At 60.8% G+C, this 16298-nt stretch carries 15 protein-coding genes and 1 pseudogene; 6 read left to right on the forward strand and 10 right to left on the reverse strand.

The features are described 5' to 3' along the window. Window positions 1-181 precede the first annotated feature (181 nt). Entirely contained in the window at window positions 182-847 is a 666-nt protein-coding gene (locus tag FHT70_RS17115; RefSeq protein ID WP_183703289.1) for an invasion associated locus B family protein, read from the forward strand. A gap of 320 nt (window positions 848-1167) precedes the next feature. Here FHT70_RS17115 and hspQ read toward each other — a convergent pair whose 3' ends face one another. The 3 genes from hspQ to FHT70_RS17130 all read right to left on the reverse strand — a co-directional run bounded on the left by hspQ (window position 1168) and on the right by FHT70_RS17130 (window position 3481). Then, on the reverse strand, window positions 1168-1497 hold the full coding sequence (gene hspQ, locus FHT70_RS17120; protein ID WP_097601118.1) for a heat shock protein HspQ: 330 nt from the start codon (window positions 1495-1497) through the stop codon (window positions 1168-1170). Between the two features lie 157 nt (window positions 1498-1654). Next, window positions 1655-3064, reverse strand: a complete 1410-nt coding sequence (gene glnA, locus FHT70_RS17125; RefSeq protein ID WP_085778160.1) for a type I glutamate--ammonia ligase — start codon at window positions 3062-3064, stop codon at window positions 1655-1657. 78 nt (window positions 3065-3142) lie between these two features. After that, entirely contained in the window at window positions 3143-3481 is a 339-nt protein-coding gene (locus FHT70_RS17130) for a P-II family nitrogen regulator (RefSeq protein ID WP_015339877.1), read from the reverse strand. 343 nt (window positions 3482-3824) lie between these two features. Here FHT70_RS17130 and FHT70_RS17135 point away from each other — a divergent pair, with 343 nt between their 5' ends. Continuing rightward, complete coding sequence (locus FHT70_RS17135; RefSeq protein WP_183703292.1) at window positions 3825-5297, forward strand: NAD(P)H-hydrate dehydratase; 1473 nt, start codon at window positions 3825-3827, stop codon at window positions 5295-5297. A 21-nt stretch (window positions 5298-5318) separates the two neighbouring features. Here FHT70_RS17135 and FHT70_RS17140 read toward each other — a convergent pair whose 3' ends face one another. The 3 genes from FHT70_RS17140 to uvrA are packed head-to-tail and all read right to left on the reverse strand — an operon-like array spanning window position 5319 to window position 9529. Continuing rightward, window positions 5319-6125: a DUF72 domain-containing protein gene (locus FHT70_RS17140; RefSeq protein ID WP_183703294.1), complete on the reverse strand. Its 807-nt coding sequence runs from the start codon at window positions 6123-6125 to the stop codon at window positions 5319-5321. 24 nt (window positions 6126-6149) lie between these two features. Beyond that, window positions 6150-6611 carry a GNAT family N-acetyltransferase gene (locus FHT70_RS17145; protein WP_183703297.1) on the reverse strand — a complete coding sequence of 154 codons (462 nt, stop codon included), beginning with the start codon at window positions 6609-6611 and terminating at the stop codon, window positions 6150-6152. After that, window positions 6608-9529 (reverse strand): excinuclease ABC subunit UvrA, encoded by a 2922-nt coding sequence (gene uvrA, locus FHT70_RS17150; protein WP_183703299.1) that lies wholly within the window; start codon window positions 9527-9529, stop codon window positions 6608-6610. The genes FHT70_RS17145 and uvrA overlap by 4 nt, the downstream gene beginning before the upstream one ends. A 282-nt stretch (window positions 9530-9811) precedes the next feature. Between uvrA and FHT70_RS17155 the strand changes: the two genes are divergently transcribed. Continuing rightward, complete coding sequence (locus FHT70_RS17155; protein ID WP_183703302.1) at window positions 9812-10321, forward strand: single-stranded DNA-binding protein; 510 nt, start codon at window positions 9812-9814, stop codon at window positions 10319-10321. A gap of 125 nt (window positions 10322-10446) precedes the next feature. On the opposite strand, the gene FHT70_RS17160 is transcribed toward FHT70_RS17155, so the two are convergent. Next, on the reverse strand, window positions 10447-11094 hold the full coding sequence (locus FHT70_RS17160) for a MarC family protein (RefSeq protein WP_183703305.1): 648 nt from the start codon (window positions 11092-11094) through the stop codon (window positions 10447-10449). 237 nt (window positions 11095-11331) lie between these two features. Here FHT70_RS17160 and gyrA point away from each other — a divergent pair, with 237 nt between their 5' ends. Then, the gene (gene gyrA, locus FHT70_RS17165) at window positions 11332-14139 is read left to right on the forward strand and encodes a DNA gyrase subunit A (RefSeq protein WP_183703308.1); all 2808 of its coding nucleotides are present in this window, start codon (window positions 11332-11334) and stop codon (window positions 14137-14139) included. A gap of 182 nt (window positions 14140-14321) precedes the next feature. Here gyrA and FHT70_RS30600 read toward each other — a convergent pair whose 3' ends face one another. From FHT70_RS30600 to FHT70_RS17175, 3 genes and pseudogenes are all read right to left on the reverse strand, one after another. Next, the gene (locus tag FHT70_RS30600; protein ID WP_010056528.1) at window positions 14322-14456 is read right to left on the reverse strand and encodes a hypothetical protein; all 135 of its coding nucleotides are present in this window, start codon (window positions 14454-14456) and stop codon (window positions 14322-14324) included. A gap of 36 nt (window positions 14457-14492) precedes the next feature. After that, the gene (locus tag FHT70_RS17170) at window positions 14493-14648 is read right to left on the reverse strand and encodes a hypothetical protein (protein ID WP_003539654.1); all 156 of its coding nucleotides are present in this window, start codon (window positions 14646-14648) and stop codon (window positions 14493-14495) included. A gap of 143 nt (window positions 14649-14791) precedes the next feature. Beyond that, window positions 14792-15092 (reverse strand): annotated as a pseudogene (locus FHT70_RS17175) (hypothetical protein). Between the two features lie 90 nt (window positions 15093-15182). On the opposite strand from FHT70_RS17175, the gene coaD reads away from it, so the two are divergent. Next, a complete protein-coding gene (coaD, locus tag FHT70_RS17180; RefSeq protein WP_097601109.1) occupies window positions 15183-15677 on the forward strand; it encodes a pantetheine-phosphate adenylyltransferase in 495 nt (164 codons plus the stop codon). A gap of 43 nt (window positions 15678-15720) precedes the next feature. Then, entirely contained in the window at window positions 15721-16293 is a 573-nt protein-coding gene (locus tag FHT70_RS17185; RefSeq protein ID WP_183703310.1) for a peptidylprolyl isomerase, read from the forward strand. The last annotated feature ends 5 nt before the right edge of the window (window positions 16294-16298 follow it).

Here is a 16298-nt window from a genome sequence, read left to right on the forward strand (position 1 = left end):
AATTGCGTCGCAAATCGCCAAAGAAATGCTGGATATCTTGAACGCTGCGATGTAACAGGTGAACCCGAAGTTTTGGGGTCATGCATTTGCCTTATTTTTCCATGAGGTGGAGTGCCGAACGACCCGATGGTTGGGGCGGCACGTCGCTGCTCTGAACGGATATCAGGAGACGGAATTCGTTATGATGTTCAAGTCTGAAAAGAAAATGCGGGCAGCACTGTCCGTTCTGGCAGTGATGTTCGGCGCCGCTTCGGCTCCGGTCTCCTCCTTCGCACAGGATGCGGCGGCACAGCCTCCGGCCGATGCTCCGGCACAGGCCGCTGGCGCACCGAAGCTTGGCTGGTACAAGACCTGCAGCAAGCAGGAAGACAACGACATCTGTGTTGTCCAGAACCTGATCCTCGCCAATGGCGGCCAGCTCGTCACGGCTGTCGGCCTGATTTCGGTCACTGGCAAGATCAACCGCAAGCTCCTGCAGGTCTCGGTTCCCACGGCACGCCTCATTCCTCCGGGCATCAGCATGCAAATCGATGGCGGCAAGGGCCAGAAGCTCGACTACGCCGTCTGCCTGCCGGACAAGTGCACTGCCGAAATTCCGCTGACCGACGCGATGATCGCCAGCCTCAAGAAGGGCAGCGATGTGATCTTCACCTCGATCAACTTCCGCCGCGCGCCGAATCCGATCAAGATTTCGCTCGAAGGCTTCACCGGCGCTTATGACGGTGAACCGGTTTCCGAATCGAAGCTCGCCGAAAGCCAGCGCAGCCTGCAGGAAGGCATGCAGAAGAAGGCTGAAGAAGCCCGCAAAAAGCTGGAAGACGCCCAAAAGGCTGCCAAGGCTCAGTAATCTAGCCGACAGGCTTGAACAAAAACCCGGCGTCGTGCCGGGTTTTTTGTTGGTAATCTCTGCGCTCTACGCGGATAGCCTCACCCTAACCCTCTCCCGTAAGACGGGGAGAGGGGACGTGCCATGCGAGAGTTTGCGGGGGGCGAGGGCTGCGGCATATTCCCTTCTCACCGCGAGCGGGGGTCCGCTGGACGGGTCGAGACGAGTGGCTCGACCCAGGTCGGTGTCGGCAGGCTGATAAGGGGCATCCCCACCGTAAGCCAAAAGAAAGGCCTCGCCGGGAGATGCGAGGCCTCGTTGATGTCGTCGGTCATCCGCTCCTAGTGGGCGAAGCTCATCTTGGGTTTGAACTGCCCCGACGGGGCCTGATCGAAAATCTGGTAGATCTGAGGGTTGCGAAGCGGCGTGCCGCTTTCGTCATTCACCAGGTTCTGCTCGGAGACATAAGCGACATATTCGCTTTCGTCATTTTCGGCGAGCAGGTGGTAGAACGGCTGGTCCTTGCTCGGCCGCACCTCGGCCGGAATGGAATTCCACCATTCCTCCGTGTTCGCGAATTCCGGATCAACGTCGAAGATCACGCCGCGAAACGGAAATACCTTATGCCGGACCACTTCGCCGATATTGAACTTTGCTAGTCTTTCTTTCATGGTACGACTTCCTTTCATCACCAAATTTGGTGATTGGTGCGGTGCAAATCAAGATTTGCACCAGCGCGTCACATGAACGTCATATCCTCCTTCTGGCGTTCATGACCCGGGGAGGTGAAAGCCCCGGCGAACCGGGACTTTCCGTCATTGCGGCCGATCAGGCCGAATAATACATGTCGTACTCGACCGGATGCGGCGTCATTTCGAAGCGCATCACCTCTGCCATCTTAAGTTCGATGAAGGCATCGATCTGGTCGTCGTCGAAGACGCCGCCTGCTGTCAGGAACTTGCGGTCCTTGTCGAGGCTTTCGAGCGCTTCGCGCAGGCTGCCGCAGACGGTCGGGATCTTTTTCAGCTCCTTCGGCGGCAGATCGTAGAGATCCTTGTCCATGGCCTTGCCCGGATGGATCTTGTTCTTGATGCCGTCGAGGCCGGCCATCAGCATGGCGGCAAAGGCGAGATAGGGGTTAGCAGTCGGATCCGGGAAGCGGACTTCGACGCGCTTGGCCTTCGGGTTGGAGCCGAACGGAATGCGGCAGGACGCCGAGCGGTTGCGGGCCGAATAGGCGAGCAGAACTGGGGCTTCATAACCTGGGACGAGACGCTTGTAGGAGTTCGTCGACGGATTGGTGAAGGCGTTGATCGCCTTGGCGTGTTTGATAATGCCGCCAATGTAGAACAGGCAGGTCTCCGAGAGGCCCGCATATTCGTCGCCGGCAAAAGTCGGCTTGCCGCCCTTCCAGATCGACTGGTGCACGTGCATGCCCGAGCCGTTGTCGCCGAAGATCGGCTTCGGCATGAACGTCGCCGTCTTGCCGTAGGCGTTGGCCACCTGGTGCACGACATATTTGTAAATCTGCATCTTGTCGGCGTTGCGCACCAGCGTATCGAACTTGATGCCGAGTTCGTGCTGGGCGGCGGCGACTTCATGGTGATGCTTTTCGACCACCACGCCCATCTCGGAGAGCACCGTCAGCATTTCCGAACGCATGTCCTGGGCGCTATCTACAGGCGGAACCGGGAAATAGCCGCCCTTGACGCGCGGGCGGTGACCGAGGTTGCCGGTTTCATAGTCGGTGTCATCGTTCGACGGCAGTTCCGTCGAATCGAGCTTGAAGCCGGTATTGTAGGGATCGGCCTTGTACTTGACATCGTCGAAGACGAAGAATTCGGCTTCCGGGCCGACAAACACCGTGTCGCCGATGCCGGATGCCTTGAGATAGGCTTCGGCCTTCTTGGCGGTGCCGCGCGGATCGCGGTTATAGGCTTCGCCGGAAACCGGATCGAGAATATCGCAGACGATAACCATGGTCGACTGAGCGAAGAACGGGTCCATATGCACCGTTTCAGTGTCGGGCATCAGCACCATGTCGGATTCGTTGATGGCCTTCCAGCCGCCGATCGAAGAGCCGTCGAACATCACGCCGTCAGCGAACATGTCCTCGTCGACGCTGGCAACGTCCATCGTGACGTGCTGCAGCTTGCCCTTCGGGTCGGTGAAGCGCAGATCGACGAACTTGACGTCGTTTTCCTGGATCTGCTTCAGAATTTCGCTTGCGGTCGCCATTAAATACCTTCCTCCAATTTGTGATAACAATAGGTGGGCGCGGTGACGCTATCGGACTTTGCGCGCTTGGCAAAGTGGTCAGATGGCATCGATGCCGGTCTCGCCGGTACGGATGCGGATAACCTCTTCGACGTTGGAGACGAAGATCTTGCCGTCGCCGATGCGGCCGGTCTGAGCCGCCTTGCGGATGGCCTCGATGACCGCCTCCGCGTTCTCGTCCGCCAGCACCACCTCGACTTTCACCTTCGGCAGGAAGTCGACGACGTATTCGGCGCCGCGGTAGAGTTCCGTGTGGCCCTTCTGACGACCGAAGCCCTTGGCTTCCGTGACTGTAATACCCTGCAGGCCGACTTCCTGAAGGGCTTCCTTCACTTCGTCCAGCTTGAAGGGCTTAATGATCGCTTCGATCTTTTTCATGAGAAAATGTCTCTCCGCTTCTCCTGTTATCGCAGGGATGTTCCCGCTCGCGGACATGATGCAGATATCGTGCCAGTTTGAAATCCGTCTTATTGAAAAAAGACGTCAATTTTGTCGAAACCGGCGCGTCTGTGGGTGATTTTATGTCGATTTGGTGACCAGAGAGGTGGAAAAACATCGCCATCGAAGAAAAATTGGCCGAAAACCGAAAAAGTCAGGTTTTCCGTCGACTGCAAAAGCAGGTTGCGAGTCGATTAAAATATAAGCAAATGCACAAATTGAGCCCCATTGCGCGTCTCTTCAGACGGTTGTTTTTTGTGCGTTTTTTTAATTGAATAGGCTCATGAGCAAACATCTCTCAGAGCTTCTGGTGACGCCTGCCGAAATGAGCGCCATCGATGCGGCCGCGGCTGCTTCCGGAATCGATTCCTTCGGCCTGATGGAAAGGGCGGGGGCCGCTGCCGCGGCTGCCGCGCTCAGGCTTCATCCTGGGGCGATGCGTTTCGTCGTGATCTGCGGCCCCGGTAACAACGGGGGCGACGCCTATGTCGCGGCAAGGCATCTGCTGGAGAGCGGAGCGACCGTGGCGCTTTTTCATCTCGGCGATCCCGCAAAGCTGAAAGGCGATGCCGCCCGCGCTCGTGCCGGCTGCCCATTGCAGGGACAGGAGCTCGGCCTCTACCGGCCGGAAGCCGGCGACGTCGTCATCGACGGTCTGTTCGGAGCAGGGCTCGGGCGCGCGGTGCCGGCCGATGTGGCCGCCTTGACCGAGCGTGTCGCCGAGGCCGGTATTGCAGTGCTCGCCATCGATTTGCCCTCCGGCGTCGATGGCCGCACCGGCAAGGTGCTGGGTGCTGCCTTCCAGGCTCGCAACACCATTACCTTCATGACCCGCAAGCCCGGCCATCTCCTGATGCCGGGCCGGGAGCTTTGCGGCGAGTTGGAGGTCTTCGGCATCGGCATTCCCGCCCGGATCATCCGGGCTGAGGCGGGCGGCGCCATCGCCGAGAACACACCTGACGCTTGGAAGGCCGTGCTGCCGGCCGAGCGGCTGGAAACCCATAAATACAAGCGCGGTCATCTCGTCGTTTTTTCAGGCGAGGCCGACAAGAGCGGGGCTGCCCGTATGTCGGCGGTCTCCGGCCTGAAGGCCGGCGCCGGCTTGGTAACGATCGCCGCACCCGGCGCAGCGATGGCCGCCAATGCCGCGCATCTCACGGCGGTCATGTTGCATGCAGTCGATGACGAGGCAGACCTTGCGGAGTGGCTGTCCGACAAGCGGCTGCAGACCTTCGTCCTCGGTCCTGGCTTCGGCATCGGGGCAAGGGCACGCGATTTCGTCGCTGCGCTTGCCGATCGCCGGCTCGTGCTCGACGCCGACGGCATCTCGTCGTTCAAGGACGATCCGCAACAGCTTTTCGCCCTGTTTCGCGGCGAGCCGCGTCTGGTGCTGACGCCGCACGAAGGCGAATTTTCGCGGCTCTTTCCCGATATCGGCGAGGACGACGCACTGGGGAAGGTGGACAAGGCGGTTGCCGCTGCCCGCCGCGCCAATGCCGCGATCGTCTATAAGGGCGCCGACACCGTCATCGCCTCGCCGGACGGGCGCGCGCTCATCAACACCAATGCGCCTGTCTGGCTTGCCACCGCAGGTTCCGGCGATGTCCTTGCCGGCATCATCGGCGGACTGCTCGCCCAGGGCCTGCCGACTTTCGAGGCTGCGGCCGCCGGCGTGTGGCTGCATGGAGAGGCTGGCCAGCGCGCCGGCAAGGGGCTGACGGCGGAAGAGCTCGCGGCCGAGGTGTTGCCACTTTAGCCCGGACTAAGTCTCAACCGCCTATTTCGCCAGCAACTGCTGCAGGGCGATCGCCCCGTGCGGCGCATTGACCTTGCCCTCGTGGATTATGAAGGCGAAGACGTCGCGGGGCGCGGCCTTGACCTGGCGGTTCCCGTCGATCAGCGGCAGATCGTCCGGGACCTTGCCCTCGGCCCAGGTCTCGAGCCGCTTAGCCCAGGCCTTCAAATCCTTATCGGGATAGCAGGTCGGGATATCATCCGATCCCTTCTGCAGCCTGGCATAGACGAAATCAGCCGTCACATCGGCGATCATCGGATAGTCGAAATGTTCGGCACAAACCGGCGCCACGCCATATCTAGCAAGCAGAGCAACGAATTCCGGCACCTTGAAGGAATCGTGCCGCACCTCGACGACGTGACGGAGCGCCAACCCATCCTGCTTTGCCGGCAGCAGCTTCAGGAAGGCCTCGAAATCTTCCGGATCGAACTTTTTCGTCGGGGCGAATTGCCAGAGCAGCGGCCCGAGATGATCGCCGAGCTCGCTGATTCCAGAGGTGAGGAAGCGCTCCATCGATTCACCGGCTTCCGCAAGCACCCGCCGATTGGTGACGAAACGCGTCGCCTTGAGCGAAAAGATGAATCCCTCGGGCACATCGGCTGCCCATTTGGCAAAAACCGCCGGCTTCTGCGTGCTGTAATAGGTGCCGTTGACCTCGATGACCTTCAACTGGCGGCTGGCATAATGCAGCTCGTCCTTCTGTTTCAGGTCGGCGGGAAAGAAATGCCCGCGCCAGGGCTCGAAGGTCCAGCCGCCGATGCCGGTGCGGATAGTGCCGGATTTCGTCATGTCGTCCTCCCGGTTCGCAGCCGTTCAGGCTGCATCCATCTTTTTCGCCATATCGACGAGCGTCCATCCTGGCCGATAACGGCTCGGCCGCCGACCCGTTTCCTGAAATCCGAAGGCGCGATAAAGCGCGATATTTCGCTCCATCCGCGCATTGGTGTAGAGGCGTATCTCCGGAATGTCCCATTCCCGCGCCTTGCCCTCCAGCCAGCGCAACATCGAGAGCCCATGTCCGGCGCCCTGAAAGGTCGGCGAGACCGCGATGCTGAACAGCATGAGGTAATCGGAATGCTGCTCTGCGACCACGAGGCCGGCCGTTTCGCCGCCGATCTCGCGCAGCCAGACCTCGCCGCGGTCGATCCGCGGCGCGTAATCCTCCGTCACCGGGATCGGTGGAGCGCCGAAGAGTTCGGTATAGGGACGATAGGCGGCTGCCGTCAGCGTCGCGATCGTTTCCAGATCATCAGGCGACGCCAGCCTCATCGTCATTCCGCCGCAACCGCCTTCTTCGCAGGTCGCCGCTCCAGCAATTCTTTCAGGAAATGGCCGGTATAGGAGCGCTGTTCCCTGACAATTGCCTCGGGCGTGCCGACAGCCACGATTTCACCGCCGCCATCACCGCCCTCGGGGCCGAAATCGAGCACCCAGTCGGCCGTCTTGATGACTTCGAGATTGTGCTCGATCACCACCACCGAATTGCCCTGGTTGACGAGCTCGTGCAGCATTTCGAGCAGCTTGGCGACGTCATGGAAATGCAGGCCCGTCGTCGGTTCATCGAGAATATAGAGCGTGCGTCCGGTCGAACGTTTCGACAGCTCCTTGGCGAGCTTGACGCGCTGTGCTTCGCCGCCCGAGAGCGTATTGGCCTGCTGGCCGACCTTGATGTAACCGAGGCCGACATCCTTCAGCGATTGCAGTTTGTCGCGCACGGCGGGTACTGCCGCAAAGAAATCGACGCCTTCTTCCACCGTCATGTCGAGCACGTCGGCGATCGACTTCTGCTTGAAGGTGACGTCGAGCGTCTCTCTGTTATAGCGCTTGCCATGGCAGACGTCGCAGGTGACGTAGACATCGGGCAGGAAGTGCATCTCGATCTTGATGACGCCGTCGCCCTGGCAGGCCTCGCAGCGCCCGCCCTTGACGTTGAAGGAGAAGCGGCCTGGCTGGTAGCCGCGCGCCTTGGCTTCCGGCAGACCGGCGAACCAGTCGCGGATCGGCGTGAAGGCGCCGGTATAGGTCGCGGGGTTCGAGCGCGGCGTGCGGCCGATCGGCGACTGGTCGATGTCGATCACCTTGTCGATATGCTCGAAACCGTCGATGCGGTCGTGGTCGGCCGGGATTTCGCGCGCGCCCATGACGCGGCGCGCCGCCGATTTATAGAGCGTCTCGATCAGGAAGGTGGACTTGCCGCCGCCGGAGACTCCGGTCACAGCCGTGAAGACGCCAAGCGGAATGGATGCCGTGACATTCTTCAGATTGTTACCGCGCGCGCCAATCACCTTGATTTCGCGGCCCTTCTTCGGCTTGCGGCGTTCCTCGGGAACGGGAACCCCCAGTTCGCCGGAGAGATATTTGCCGGTCAGCGACTTCGGATTGTCCATGATATCCTGCGGCGTGCCATGGGCGATGACCTGGCCGCCATGTATGCCGGCGGCCGGACCGATGTCGACCACGTCATCGGCCGTGAGGATCGCATCCTCGTCATGCTCGACGACGATGACGGTGTTGCCGATATCGCGCAGGTGCTTCAACGTATCCAGCAGCCGGGCGTTGTCGCGCTGATGCAGTCCGATGGATGGTTCGTCGAGTACGTAGAGCACACCCGTCAGGCCCGAGCCGATCTGCGAGGCGAGGCGAATGCGCTGGCTCTCGCCGCCTGACAGCGTGCCGGAATTGCGTGACAGGCTTAGATATTCCAGGCCTACATCGTTCAAAAAGCGCAAGCGGTCGCGGATTTCCTTGAGGATCCGGACGGCAATCTCGTTCTGCTTGGCATTGAATGTCGCCGGCAGCGCCTCGAACCAGTCGCGCGCGATGCGGATCGACATTTCGGTCACTTCGCCGATATGCAGCTTATTGATCTTCACCGCCAGCGCTTCCGGCTTCAGCCGATAGCCATTGCAGGCAGGGCAGGGGGCGGCCGACATGAAGCGCTCGATATCCTCGCGCGCCCAGGCGGAATCGGTTTCCTTCCAGCGCCGCTCGAGATTGGTGACGATGCCCTCGAAATTTTTGTGCGTCGTATAGGAGCGGGCGCCGTCGGCGTAGTGGAACTCGATCTTGTCGTCGGTGCCGTTGAGAATGACGTCCTTGGCCTCGTCGGAAAGGTCGTTCCAGCGGGTGCCGAGCTTGAAGCCGTAATGTTTGCCGAGCGCTTCCAGCGTCTGATTGTAGTAAGGCGAAGTCGATTTGGCCCAGGGCGCGATCGCCCCGTCGCGCAGCGTCCGCTCCGGTTCGGGTACGATCAGGTCGGGATCGATCTTCTGTTGGGCGCCGAGACCGTCGCAGGTCGGGCAGGCGCCGAAGGGATTGTTGAAGGAGAAGAGCCTGGGTTCGATTTCCGGGATGGTGAAGCCCGAGACCGGGCAGGCGAATTTTTCCGAAAACAGCACGCGCTCATGCGTCTCGTTCAGCGACTTGTTGGCCGAACCGCCGGCGGAAGTCTCCTCCGGCGGCAGCGGCTTGTCGGCGAATTCGGCGATCGCCAGCCCGTCGGCGAGTTTCAGGCAGGTTTCGAGGCTGTCGGCGAGGCGCGCCGACACATCCGGGCGCACGACGATACGGTCGACCACCACGTCGATGTCGTGCTTGTATTTCTTGTCGAGAACAGGCGCCTCGGCGATCTCGTAAAACTGGCCGTCAACCTTGACGCGCTGGAAGCCCTTCTTCATCAGCTCCGCCAGTTCCTTCTTGTATTCGCCCTTGCGGCCGCGCACGAGCGGCGCGAGAATGTAAAGGCGCGTGCCCTCGCCGAAAGCGAGAATGCGGTCGACCATCTGGCTGACGGTCTGGCTCTCGATCGGCAGGCCGGTCGCCGGCGAATAGGGAACGCCGACGCGGGCAAAGAGCAGGCGCATGTAGTCGTAGATCTCGGTGACGGTGCCGACCGTCGAGCGCGGGTTGCGCGAGGTGGTCTTCTGCTCGATAGAAATGGCAGGCGACAGCCCGTCGATCTGGTCGACATCGGGCTTCTGCATCATTTCGAGGAATTGCCGGGCATAGGCCGACAGACTCTCGACATAGCGCCGCTGGCCCTCGGCATAGATCGTGTCGAAGGCGAGCGAGGATTTGCCCGAGCCCGAAAGACCGGTCATGACGATCAGCTTGTTGCGCGGCAGATCGAGATCGATGCTCTTCAGATTGTGCTCGCGCGCGCCGCGGATGGAGATCGTCGTCAGTTCGCTCATCGTCTCTGCTTTGGTTTTCTGGATAACAGCCCTTATTTAGTGATGCCGGCGGGCGAGTCGAGGCTGAATATCCTGGATGACTCAAGGTTTTCGATTCTGTTGACAGGATCATACGGATAAACTAGAACAAATAAAGAACAAAATTCCTGATGAACGCATGCGGCTTTCTGATGGGATAAACTGTGGATTAAACACCGTTCGCGCGCATCTGCGGTTCGCTATGGTTTAAGGTGCGCTGATCGATTAACGCCGCCGGGCAGGGCGGCAGGCAGGGTGAGAAGCATGGCTGGTAGCGTGAACAAGGTAATTCTGGTTGGAAACGTGGGTGCAGACCCCGAAATCCGCCGCACTCAGGATGGCCGGCCGATCGCCAACCTCCGTATCGCGACCTCGGAAACGTGGCGCGACCGCAATTCGGGTGAGCGCCGCGAGAAGACCGAATGGCACACTGTGGTCGTCTTCAACGAAGGCCTCTGCAAAGTCGTCGAGCAATATGTGAAGAAAGGCGCCAAGCTCTATGTCGAGGGCCAGCTGCAGACCCGCAAGTGGCAGGACCAGCAGGGCCAGGACCGCTACTCGACTGAGGTCGTGCTGCAGGGCTTCAACTCGACGCTGACGATGCTCGACGGCCGCGGCGATGGCGGCGGCGCGAGCTCCGGCTTTGGCGGCGGCCGCGGCAGCAGCAACAATGATTATGGCGACGACTACGGCGCCCCGTCATCCTCCTCGCCGAGCCGCGGCGGTGGTGGCGGCAATTTCTCGCGCGATCTCGACGACGACATCCCGTTTTGATCGGCCGCCTGTTCTAGCTTTCTGAGAGCATCCGAGAGCATGATGTCCGGGCCGGCGTCATGCTCTTTTTCTTTGATGTCACGGCAGTTGATCTCGTCGGGTCACCGCGAACATGTGCTGCCATTTCAATGCGGTGTCGCGCTGATGAGATTGAGCGCGGCTTTCGCGCCGTCGACGACGAACTGCACCGCAAGGGCTGCGAGGATGACGCCGAGCAGGCGGGTGAGGATCGCCCGACCGGTGACGCCGAGAAAGCGGTCGAGCCTTTCAGCAATCAGCAGCATGAGGAAGGTCAGCAGCAGAATGGCGGCGATGACGCCGATCAGTTGGGCCTTTTCGACCGAAGTCGCCAGTGTGCCGGAAAGCAGAATGGTCGCCGAGATCGCGCCGGGGCCGGCGATCAGCGGCAGGGCGAGGGGAAAGACGGCGATATTCTCGATATGATCCTTGGTGATCGCCACCTCGGTCGTCTTCTCCTTGCGGTCCTGCCGCTTCTCGAACACCATCTCGAAGGCGATCCAGAAGAGCAGGAGCCCGCCGGCGAGGCGGAAGGCGCCGATTGAGATCCCGAGGACGCCGAGCACGCCTGCGCCAAACAGGGCGAAGACGGCAAGGATGATAAAGGCAATGGTCGAGCCGCGCAGCGCCACCTGCCGGCGCTCGGTCCGGCTCATGCCGATCGTCAGCCCCAGGAAGAGCGGTGCGAGCCCCGGGGGGTCGATGGTGACGATGAGCGTGGTAAAGGCGTTGATCAACTGGTCGGCGCTTGCCATCGTCTCTCCGGAAGCCCATATGGGTGCGTGGTTTTCTACGATTGTGAAGCGGCGATTTCGATTTGGCAAATATGCTGCGGCGGCCCGCGGCGGATTTGTCCGGTCCGGCCGCACAAGTCCGGTGCTTTACCCTTTTTCGGCCGCAAAAGCCTGTTCAAAACGCGCTCAGAAAATGGCGCGGGAACAGGCTTTCCGCTATAAATCTTCAAGTGATTCTAGAAGAGATCGTGATCTGTTTTGACTGAGCAAACACCCCCCGGCGGCGGGAAGCTCCCGCCAGGCATCGAGCCCATCTCCATCATGGAGGAAATGCAGCGGTCGTATCTCGATTACGCCATGAGCGTCATCGTCAGCCGCGCGTTGCCCGACGTGCGCGACGGCCTGAAGCCCGTGCACAGGCGCATCCTTTACGGCATGTCCGAGCTCGGCATCGACTGGAACAAGAAATACGTCAAATGCGCCCGCGTTACCGGCGACGTGATGGGTAAATACCATCCGCACGGCAACGCCGCGATTTACGACGCGCTTGCCCGCATGGCGCAGCCCTGGTCGCTGCGCCTGCCACTGATCGACGGTCAGGGCAACTTCGGCTCGGTCGACGGCGATCCGCCGGCGGCCGAACGATACACCGAGTGCCGCCTGGAGAAGGCTGCCCATTCGCTGCTCGACGATCTCGACAAGGAAACCGTCGACTTCCGCGACAACTATGACGGCACGCTCTCCGAGCCGGTCGTCGTTCCCGCCAAGTTCCCGAACCTGCTCGTTAACGGCGCCGGCGGCATCGCTGTCGGCATGGCCACCAATATTCCGCCGCACAACCTGTCCGAAGTCATCGACGGCTGCATTGCGCTGATCAACGATCCGGCGATCGAGCTGCCGGAACTGATGCAGATCATTCCCGGCCCCGACTTCCCGACGGGCGCCAAGATCCTCGGCCGCGCCGGCATCCGCTCGGCTTACGAGACCGGACGCGGTTCCGTCATCATGCGCGGCGTCGCCACCATCGAGCCGATGCGCGGCGACCGCGAGCAGATCATCATCACCGAAATTCCATACCAGGTGAACAAGGCGACGATGATCGAGAAGATGGCCGAGCTCGTGCGCGAAAAGCGCATCGAAGGCATCTCGGACCTGCGCGACGAATCCGACCGCCAGGGCTATCGCGTCGTCATCGAGCTGAAGCGCGACGCCAATGCCGAGGTCATCCTCAACCAGCTCTACCGCTATACGCCATTGCAGACCTCCTTCGGCTGCAACATGGTGGCGCTGAACGGCGGCAAGCCGGAGCAGCTGACGCTGCTCGACATGCTGCGTGCCTTCGTCTCCTTCCGCGAAGAAGTCGTTAGCCGGAGAACGAAATTCCTGCTACGAAAGGCGCGCGAGCGCGCCCACGTGTTGGTCGGTCTCGCAATCGCCGTTGCCAATATCGATGAAGTCATCCGCGTCATCCGACAGGCGCCCGATCCGCAGTCGGCCCGCGAAGAGCTGATGACGCGTCGCTGGCCGGCCGAAGATGTCGAAAGCCTGATCCGCCTGATCGACGATCCTCGCCATCGCATCAACGACGACCTGACCTACAACCTCTCCGAAGAGCAGGCGCGGGCCATCCTCGAGCTGCGCCTTGCCCGTCTGACAGCACTTGGTCGCGACGAAATCGGTGATGAACTCAATAAGATAGGCGAGGAGATCCGGGACTACCTGGATATTCTTTCCTCGCGCGTGCGCATCCAGACGATCGTCAAGGACGAACTATCAGCCGTCCGCGACGAGTTCGGCACGCCGCGCCGCACCGAGATCGTCGATGGCGGCCTCGAAATGGACGACGAGGATCTGATCGCCCGCGAAGACATGGTCGTCACCGTCTCGCATCTCGGCTACATCAAGCGCGTGCCGCTGACCACCTACCGGGCCCAGCGCCGCGGCGGCAAGGGCCGCTCCGGCATGACCACCCGCGACGAGGATTTCGTTAGTCGGCTATTCGTCGTCAATACCCATACGCCGGTTCTGTTCTTCTCGTCGCGCGGAATCGTCTACAAGGAGAAGGTCTGGCGCCTGCCGATCGGCACTCCGACCTCGCGCGGCAAAGCGCTGATCAACATGCTGCCGCTCGAACCCGGCGAACGCATCACCACCATCCTGCCTTTGCCGGAGGACGAGGCGAGCTGGGATAATCTCGACGTCATGTTCTCGACGACACGCGGCACGGTTCGCCGCAACAAGCTGTCGGACTTCGTCCAGGTCAACCGCAACGGCAAGATCGCCATGAAGCTCGAGGAGGAGGGCGATGAAATCCTCTCCGTCGAGACCTGCACTGATCGGGATGACGTTCTCCTGACCACGGCGCTTGGCCAGTGCATCCGCTTCTCCGTCGACGACGTTCGTGTCTTTGCCGGCCGCAACTCGATCGGCGTGCGCGGCATCAATCTCGGCGACGGCGACCGCATCATCTCGATGACGATCGTCGGCCATGTTGATGCCGAGCCATGGGAACGTGCCGCCTACCTCAAGCGCTCCGCCGCCGAACGCCGGGCGATAGGCGTTGATGAAGAGGACATCGCTCTCGTTGGCGAAGAAGTTACAGAAGAGGGGCAGCTTTCCGACGAGCGTTATGAAGAGCTCAGGGCACGCGAGCAATTCGTGCTCACCGTTTCCGAAAAGGGCTTCGGCAAGCGCTCTTCCTCCTACGACTTCCGCATCTCCGGCCGCGGCGGCAAGGGCATCCGCGCCACCGATACGTCGAAAACCGGAGAGATCGGCGAGCTGGTGGCGGCCTTCCCGGTTGATGACGGCGATCAGATCATGCTGGTCTCCGACGGCGGCCAGCTGATCCGAGTGCCGGTCGGCGGCATCCGCATCGCCAGCCGCGCCACAAAGGGCGTCACCATCTTCTCGACGGCCAAGGACGAGAAGGTCGTCTCGGTCGAGCGCATCAGCGAGCCGGAGGATGATGAGACGGAAGGGGCGGTCGACGCGGCCGAAGGTACCGCTGGCGCCGATGAAACACCTGTCGCCGATGGCGATCCGGGCGGTGCTGCCGAGGAATGATCGAATGAACTGGGCGGCTTCAAGCCGCCCTTTTTCTGTTAGAGCGTTGCTTCCAAGCTGAAGCACTCTGTTGGCTCAAGCCGGCTCATTGCCCAAGAAAAAAGCCGGACGCTGATTGCATCCGGCTTTGAAAAGCCCAGGCGGCGAAAGGGTGCCGCTCATGGGAGGGGAAGAGAGGAATGTCAGAACGCGCTATGCTTTTCGTTCAGCGCCTTCACCTCTTCGCCTTCGCGCCGCAGCGCTGATATCGTCGAGGCCACAGACACGATGAACATGACGCTGATGAGGGCGGTTAGCACTGTCAAGATCGTGAACATAGGCATTCCTTTCCTGGGGAGTTGCGTACTCGCTCCTCAGTACTGGCCCAGTACGGCCGTGCGGGCCGAGGCATAGGGGCCATAAACCTTGGAGGTATCGACCTTCTGATCATAAAGAGCGACAGTTGCGGTGAGCATGCCCGTGACCATAACCATCCAGAGCACGTTAATCATCGTAATCTTGCCGGGCATTATTAGTCCTTCCTGCCGCGCTTTGACGCATTTCTGTGTCGGTTGAGTGAACGCATCCGTTTAAGAATGGTTCCGTCGGATGTTGAGGGGGTGTTTAGCAATGGCGGTCTGAAGCCTCCTTGAATGTCTCGTTCATCTGGCGTTCAGATTCGAAGACCGTTTCTCCTGGCGCAGCCGGCCTTCATTCCGCGCAGCCGGCCTTGAGCACGCACGATCGCCGCATGTTCGGCAAGCTCCGGCCGCACCCAGTTCACCTCGTGGCGATCGGCGAAATAGCCATAGGCCAGCTCGGCGGCGAGGGAGAAAGTGACGGCAAACGCGACGAGCACGATCAGCATGGATCCAGGTCTTTCGGGGCGCGCCGGCTGACGGAATGGCATCGGCTGCATTGATGATCCGAGTTAAGCAGATCCCGTCTGAAACGGCCTTGAATGGCATGTTCATCCGCTGTTCAGCCGTGCGGCGCGGCCCGGTAAATCACTTGCGACAAGTCTGCATCCGTGACAAAAGGCGTCAAACGAATGGCCGGGCCAGATGACGACAGCTTTTTATCCTGGGTCCTTCGACCCGATCACCAACGGACATGTGGATGTTCTGGTCCAGGCGCTGAACGTCGCCGAAAAAGTCATCGTCGCGATCGGCATCCATCCCGGCAAGGCGCCGCTCTTTTCGTTCGAAGAGAGAGCCGAGCTGATCCGCCTGTCGCTGGCCGAAGTCTTGCCCGGCAAGACCGGCAACATCACCGTCGTTGCCTTCGACAATCTGGTCGTCGACGCCGCCCGTGCCCATGGCGCCACGCTTCTGATCCGCGGCCTCCGCGATGGCACGGACCTTGATTATGAAATGCAGATGGCCGGCATGAACCGAACGATGGCGCCCGATATCCAGACCATCTTTTTGCCGGCCGGCACGGCGTCGCGGCCCATTACCGCCACATTGGTCCGCCAGATCGCCGCAATGGGCGGCGATGTCAGCGCTTTCGTCCCGGCCGCAGTCCTGCAAGCCCTCACATCCAAGCGCCCAAACTAGCAAGCGCAAAAGCCTAGGCGGATAACGCCGCAACGGAGCTCACATGAAACTCTTCTATCTCGCATTTGCCGGCGTGCTGTATCTCGCCTCCTTCGCGGGGGATGCGTTGGCCCAGTCGGCCGATCATTATCTCACCATTCAGCTGAAGAACGGCCCGGTGGTGATCCAGCTGATGCCGGATGTAGCGCCGAAACATGTCGCCCAGATCGAGGCGCTTGCCAAGAAGGGCGAATATGACAACGTCGCCTTCCACCGCGTCATCGACGGCTTCATGGCCCAGACCGGCGACGTCAAATACGGCAACATGGAGAAGGGCTTCGATGCCAGCCTCGCCGGCACCGGCTCCTCCGACATGCCCGATATCCCGGCTGAGTTCTCCAAGACACCGTTCGTGCGCGGCACCGTCGGCATGGCCCGCTCGCAGGATCCGAATTCCGCCAATTCGCAGTTCTTCATCATGTTTGCCGACGGTTCCTTCCTCAACGGCCAGTACACCGTTGTCGGCAAGGTCGTGTCCGGCATGGAGAACGTAGACAAAATCAAGCGCGGCGAAGGCCAGAATGGCGAAGTCAGCAATCCCGACCGGATGATCAAGGTCACCCTGGGCAAGAAGTAGGTTAC

This window comes from Rhizobium sp. BK049 (assembly GCF_014193135.1).
Lineage (GTDB): Bacteria > Pseudomonadota > Alphaproteobacteria > Rhizobiales > Rhizobiaceae > Rhizobium.

Bases quoted from the DNA above. Each gene is read 5' to 3' on its own strand.
- FHT70_RS17115 (WP_183703289.1), top strand. From the start codon at position 182: ATGATGTTCAAGTCTGAAAAGAAAATGCGGGCAGCACTGTCCGTTCTG.
- hspQ (WP_097601118.1), bottom strand. From the start codon at position 1,497: ATGAAAGAAAGACTAGCAAAGTTCAATATCGGCGAAGTGGTCCGGCAT.
- glnA (WP_085778160.1), bottom strand. From the start codon at position 3,064: ATGGCGACCGCAAGCGAAATTCTGAAGCAGATCCAGGAAAACGACGTC.
- FHT70_RS17130 (WP_015339877.1), bottom strand. From the start codon at position 3,481: ATGAAAAAGATCGAAGCGATCATTAAGCCCTTCAAGCTGGACGAAGTG.
- FHT70_RS17135 (WP_183703292.1), top strand. From the start codon at position 3,825: ATGAGCAAACATCTCTCAGAGCTTCTGGTGACGCCTGCCGAAATGAGC.
- FHT70_RS17140 (WP_183703294.1), bottom strand. From the start codon at position 6,125: ATGACGAAATCCGGCACTATCCGCACCGGCATCGGCGGCTGGACCTTC.
- FHT70_RS17145 (WP_183703297.1), bottom strand. From the start codon at position 6,611: ATGACGATGAGGCTGGCGTCGCCTGATGATCTGGAAACGATCGCGACG.
- uvrA (WP_183703299.1), bottom strand. From the start codon at position 9,529: ATGAGCGAACTGACGACGATCTCCATCCGCGGCGCGCGCGAGCACAAT.
- FHT70_RS17155 (WP_183703302.1), top strand. From the start codon at position 9,812: ATGGCTGGTAGCGTGAACAAGGTAATTCTGGTTGGAAACGTGGGTGCA.
- FHT70_RS17160 (WP_183703305.1), bottom strand. From the start codon at position 11,094: ATGGCAAGCGCCGACCAGTTGATCAACGCCTTTACCACGCTCATCGTC.
- FHT70_RS30600 (WP_010056528.1), bottom strand. From the start codon at position 14,456: ATGTTCACGATCTTGACAGTGCTAACCGCCCTCATCAGCGTCATGTTC.
- FHT70_RS17170 (WP_003539654.1), bottom strand. From the start codon at position 14,648: ATGCCCGGCAAGATTACGATGATTAACGTGCTCTGGATGGTTATGGTC.
- coaD (WP_097601109.1), top strand. From the start codon at position 15,183: ATGACGACAGCTTTTTATCCTGGGTCCTTCGACCCGATCACCAACGGA.
- FHT70_RS17185 (WP_183703310.1), top strand. From the start codon at position 15,721: ATGAAACTCTTCTATCTCGCATTTGCCGGCGTGCTGTATCTCGCCTCC.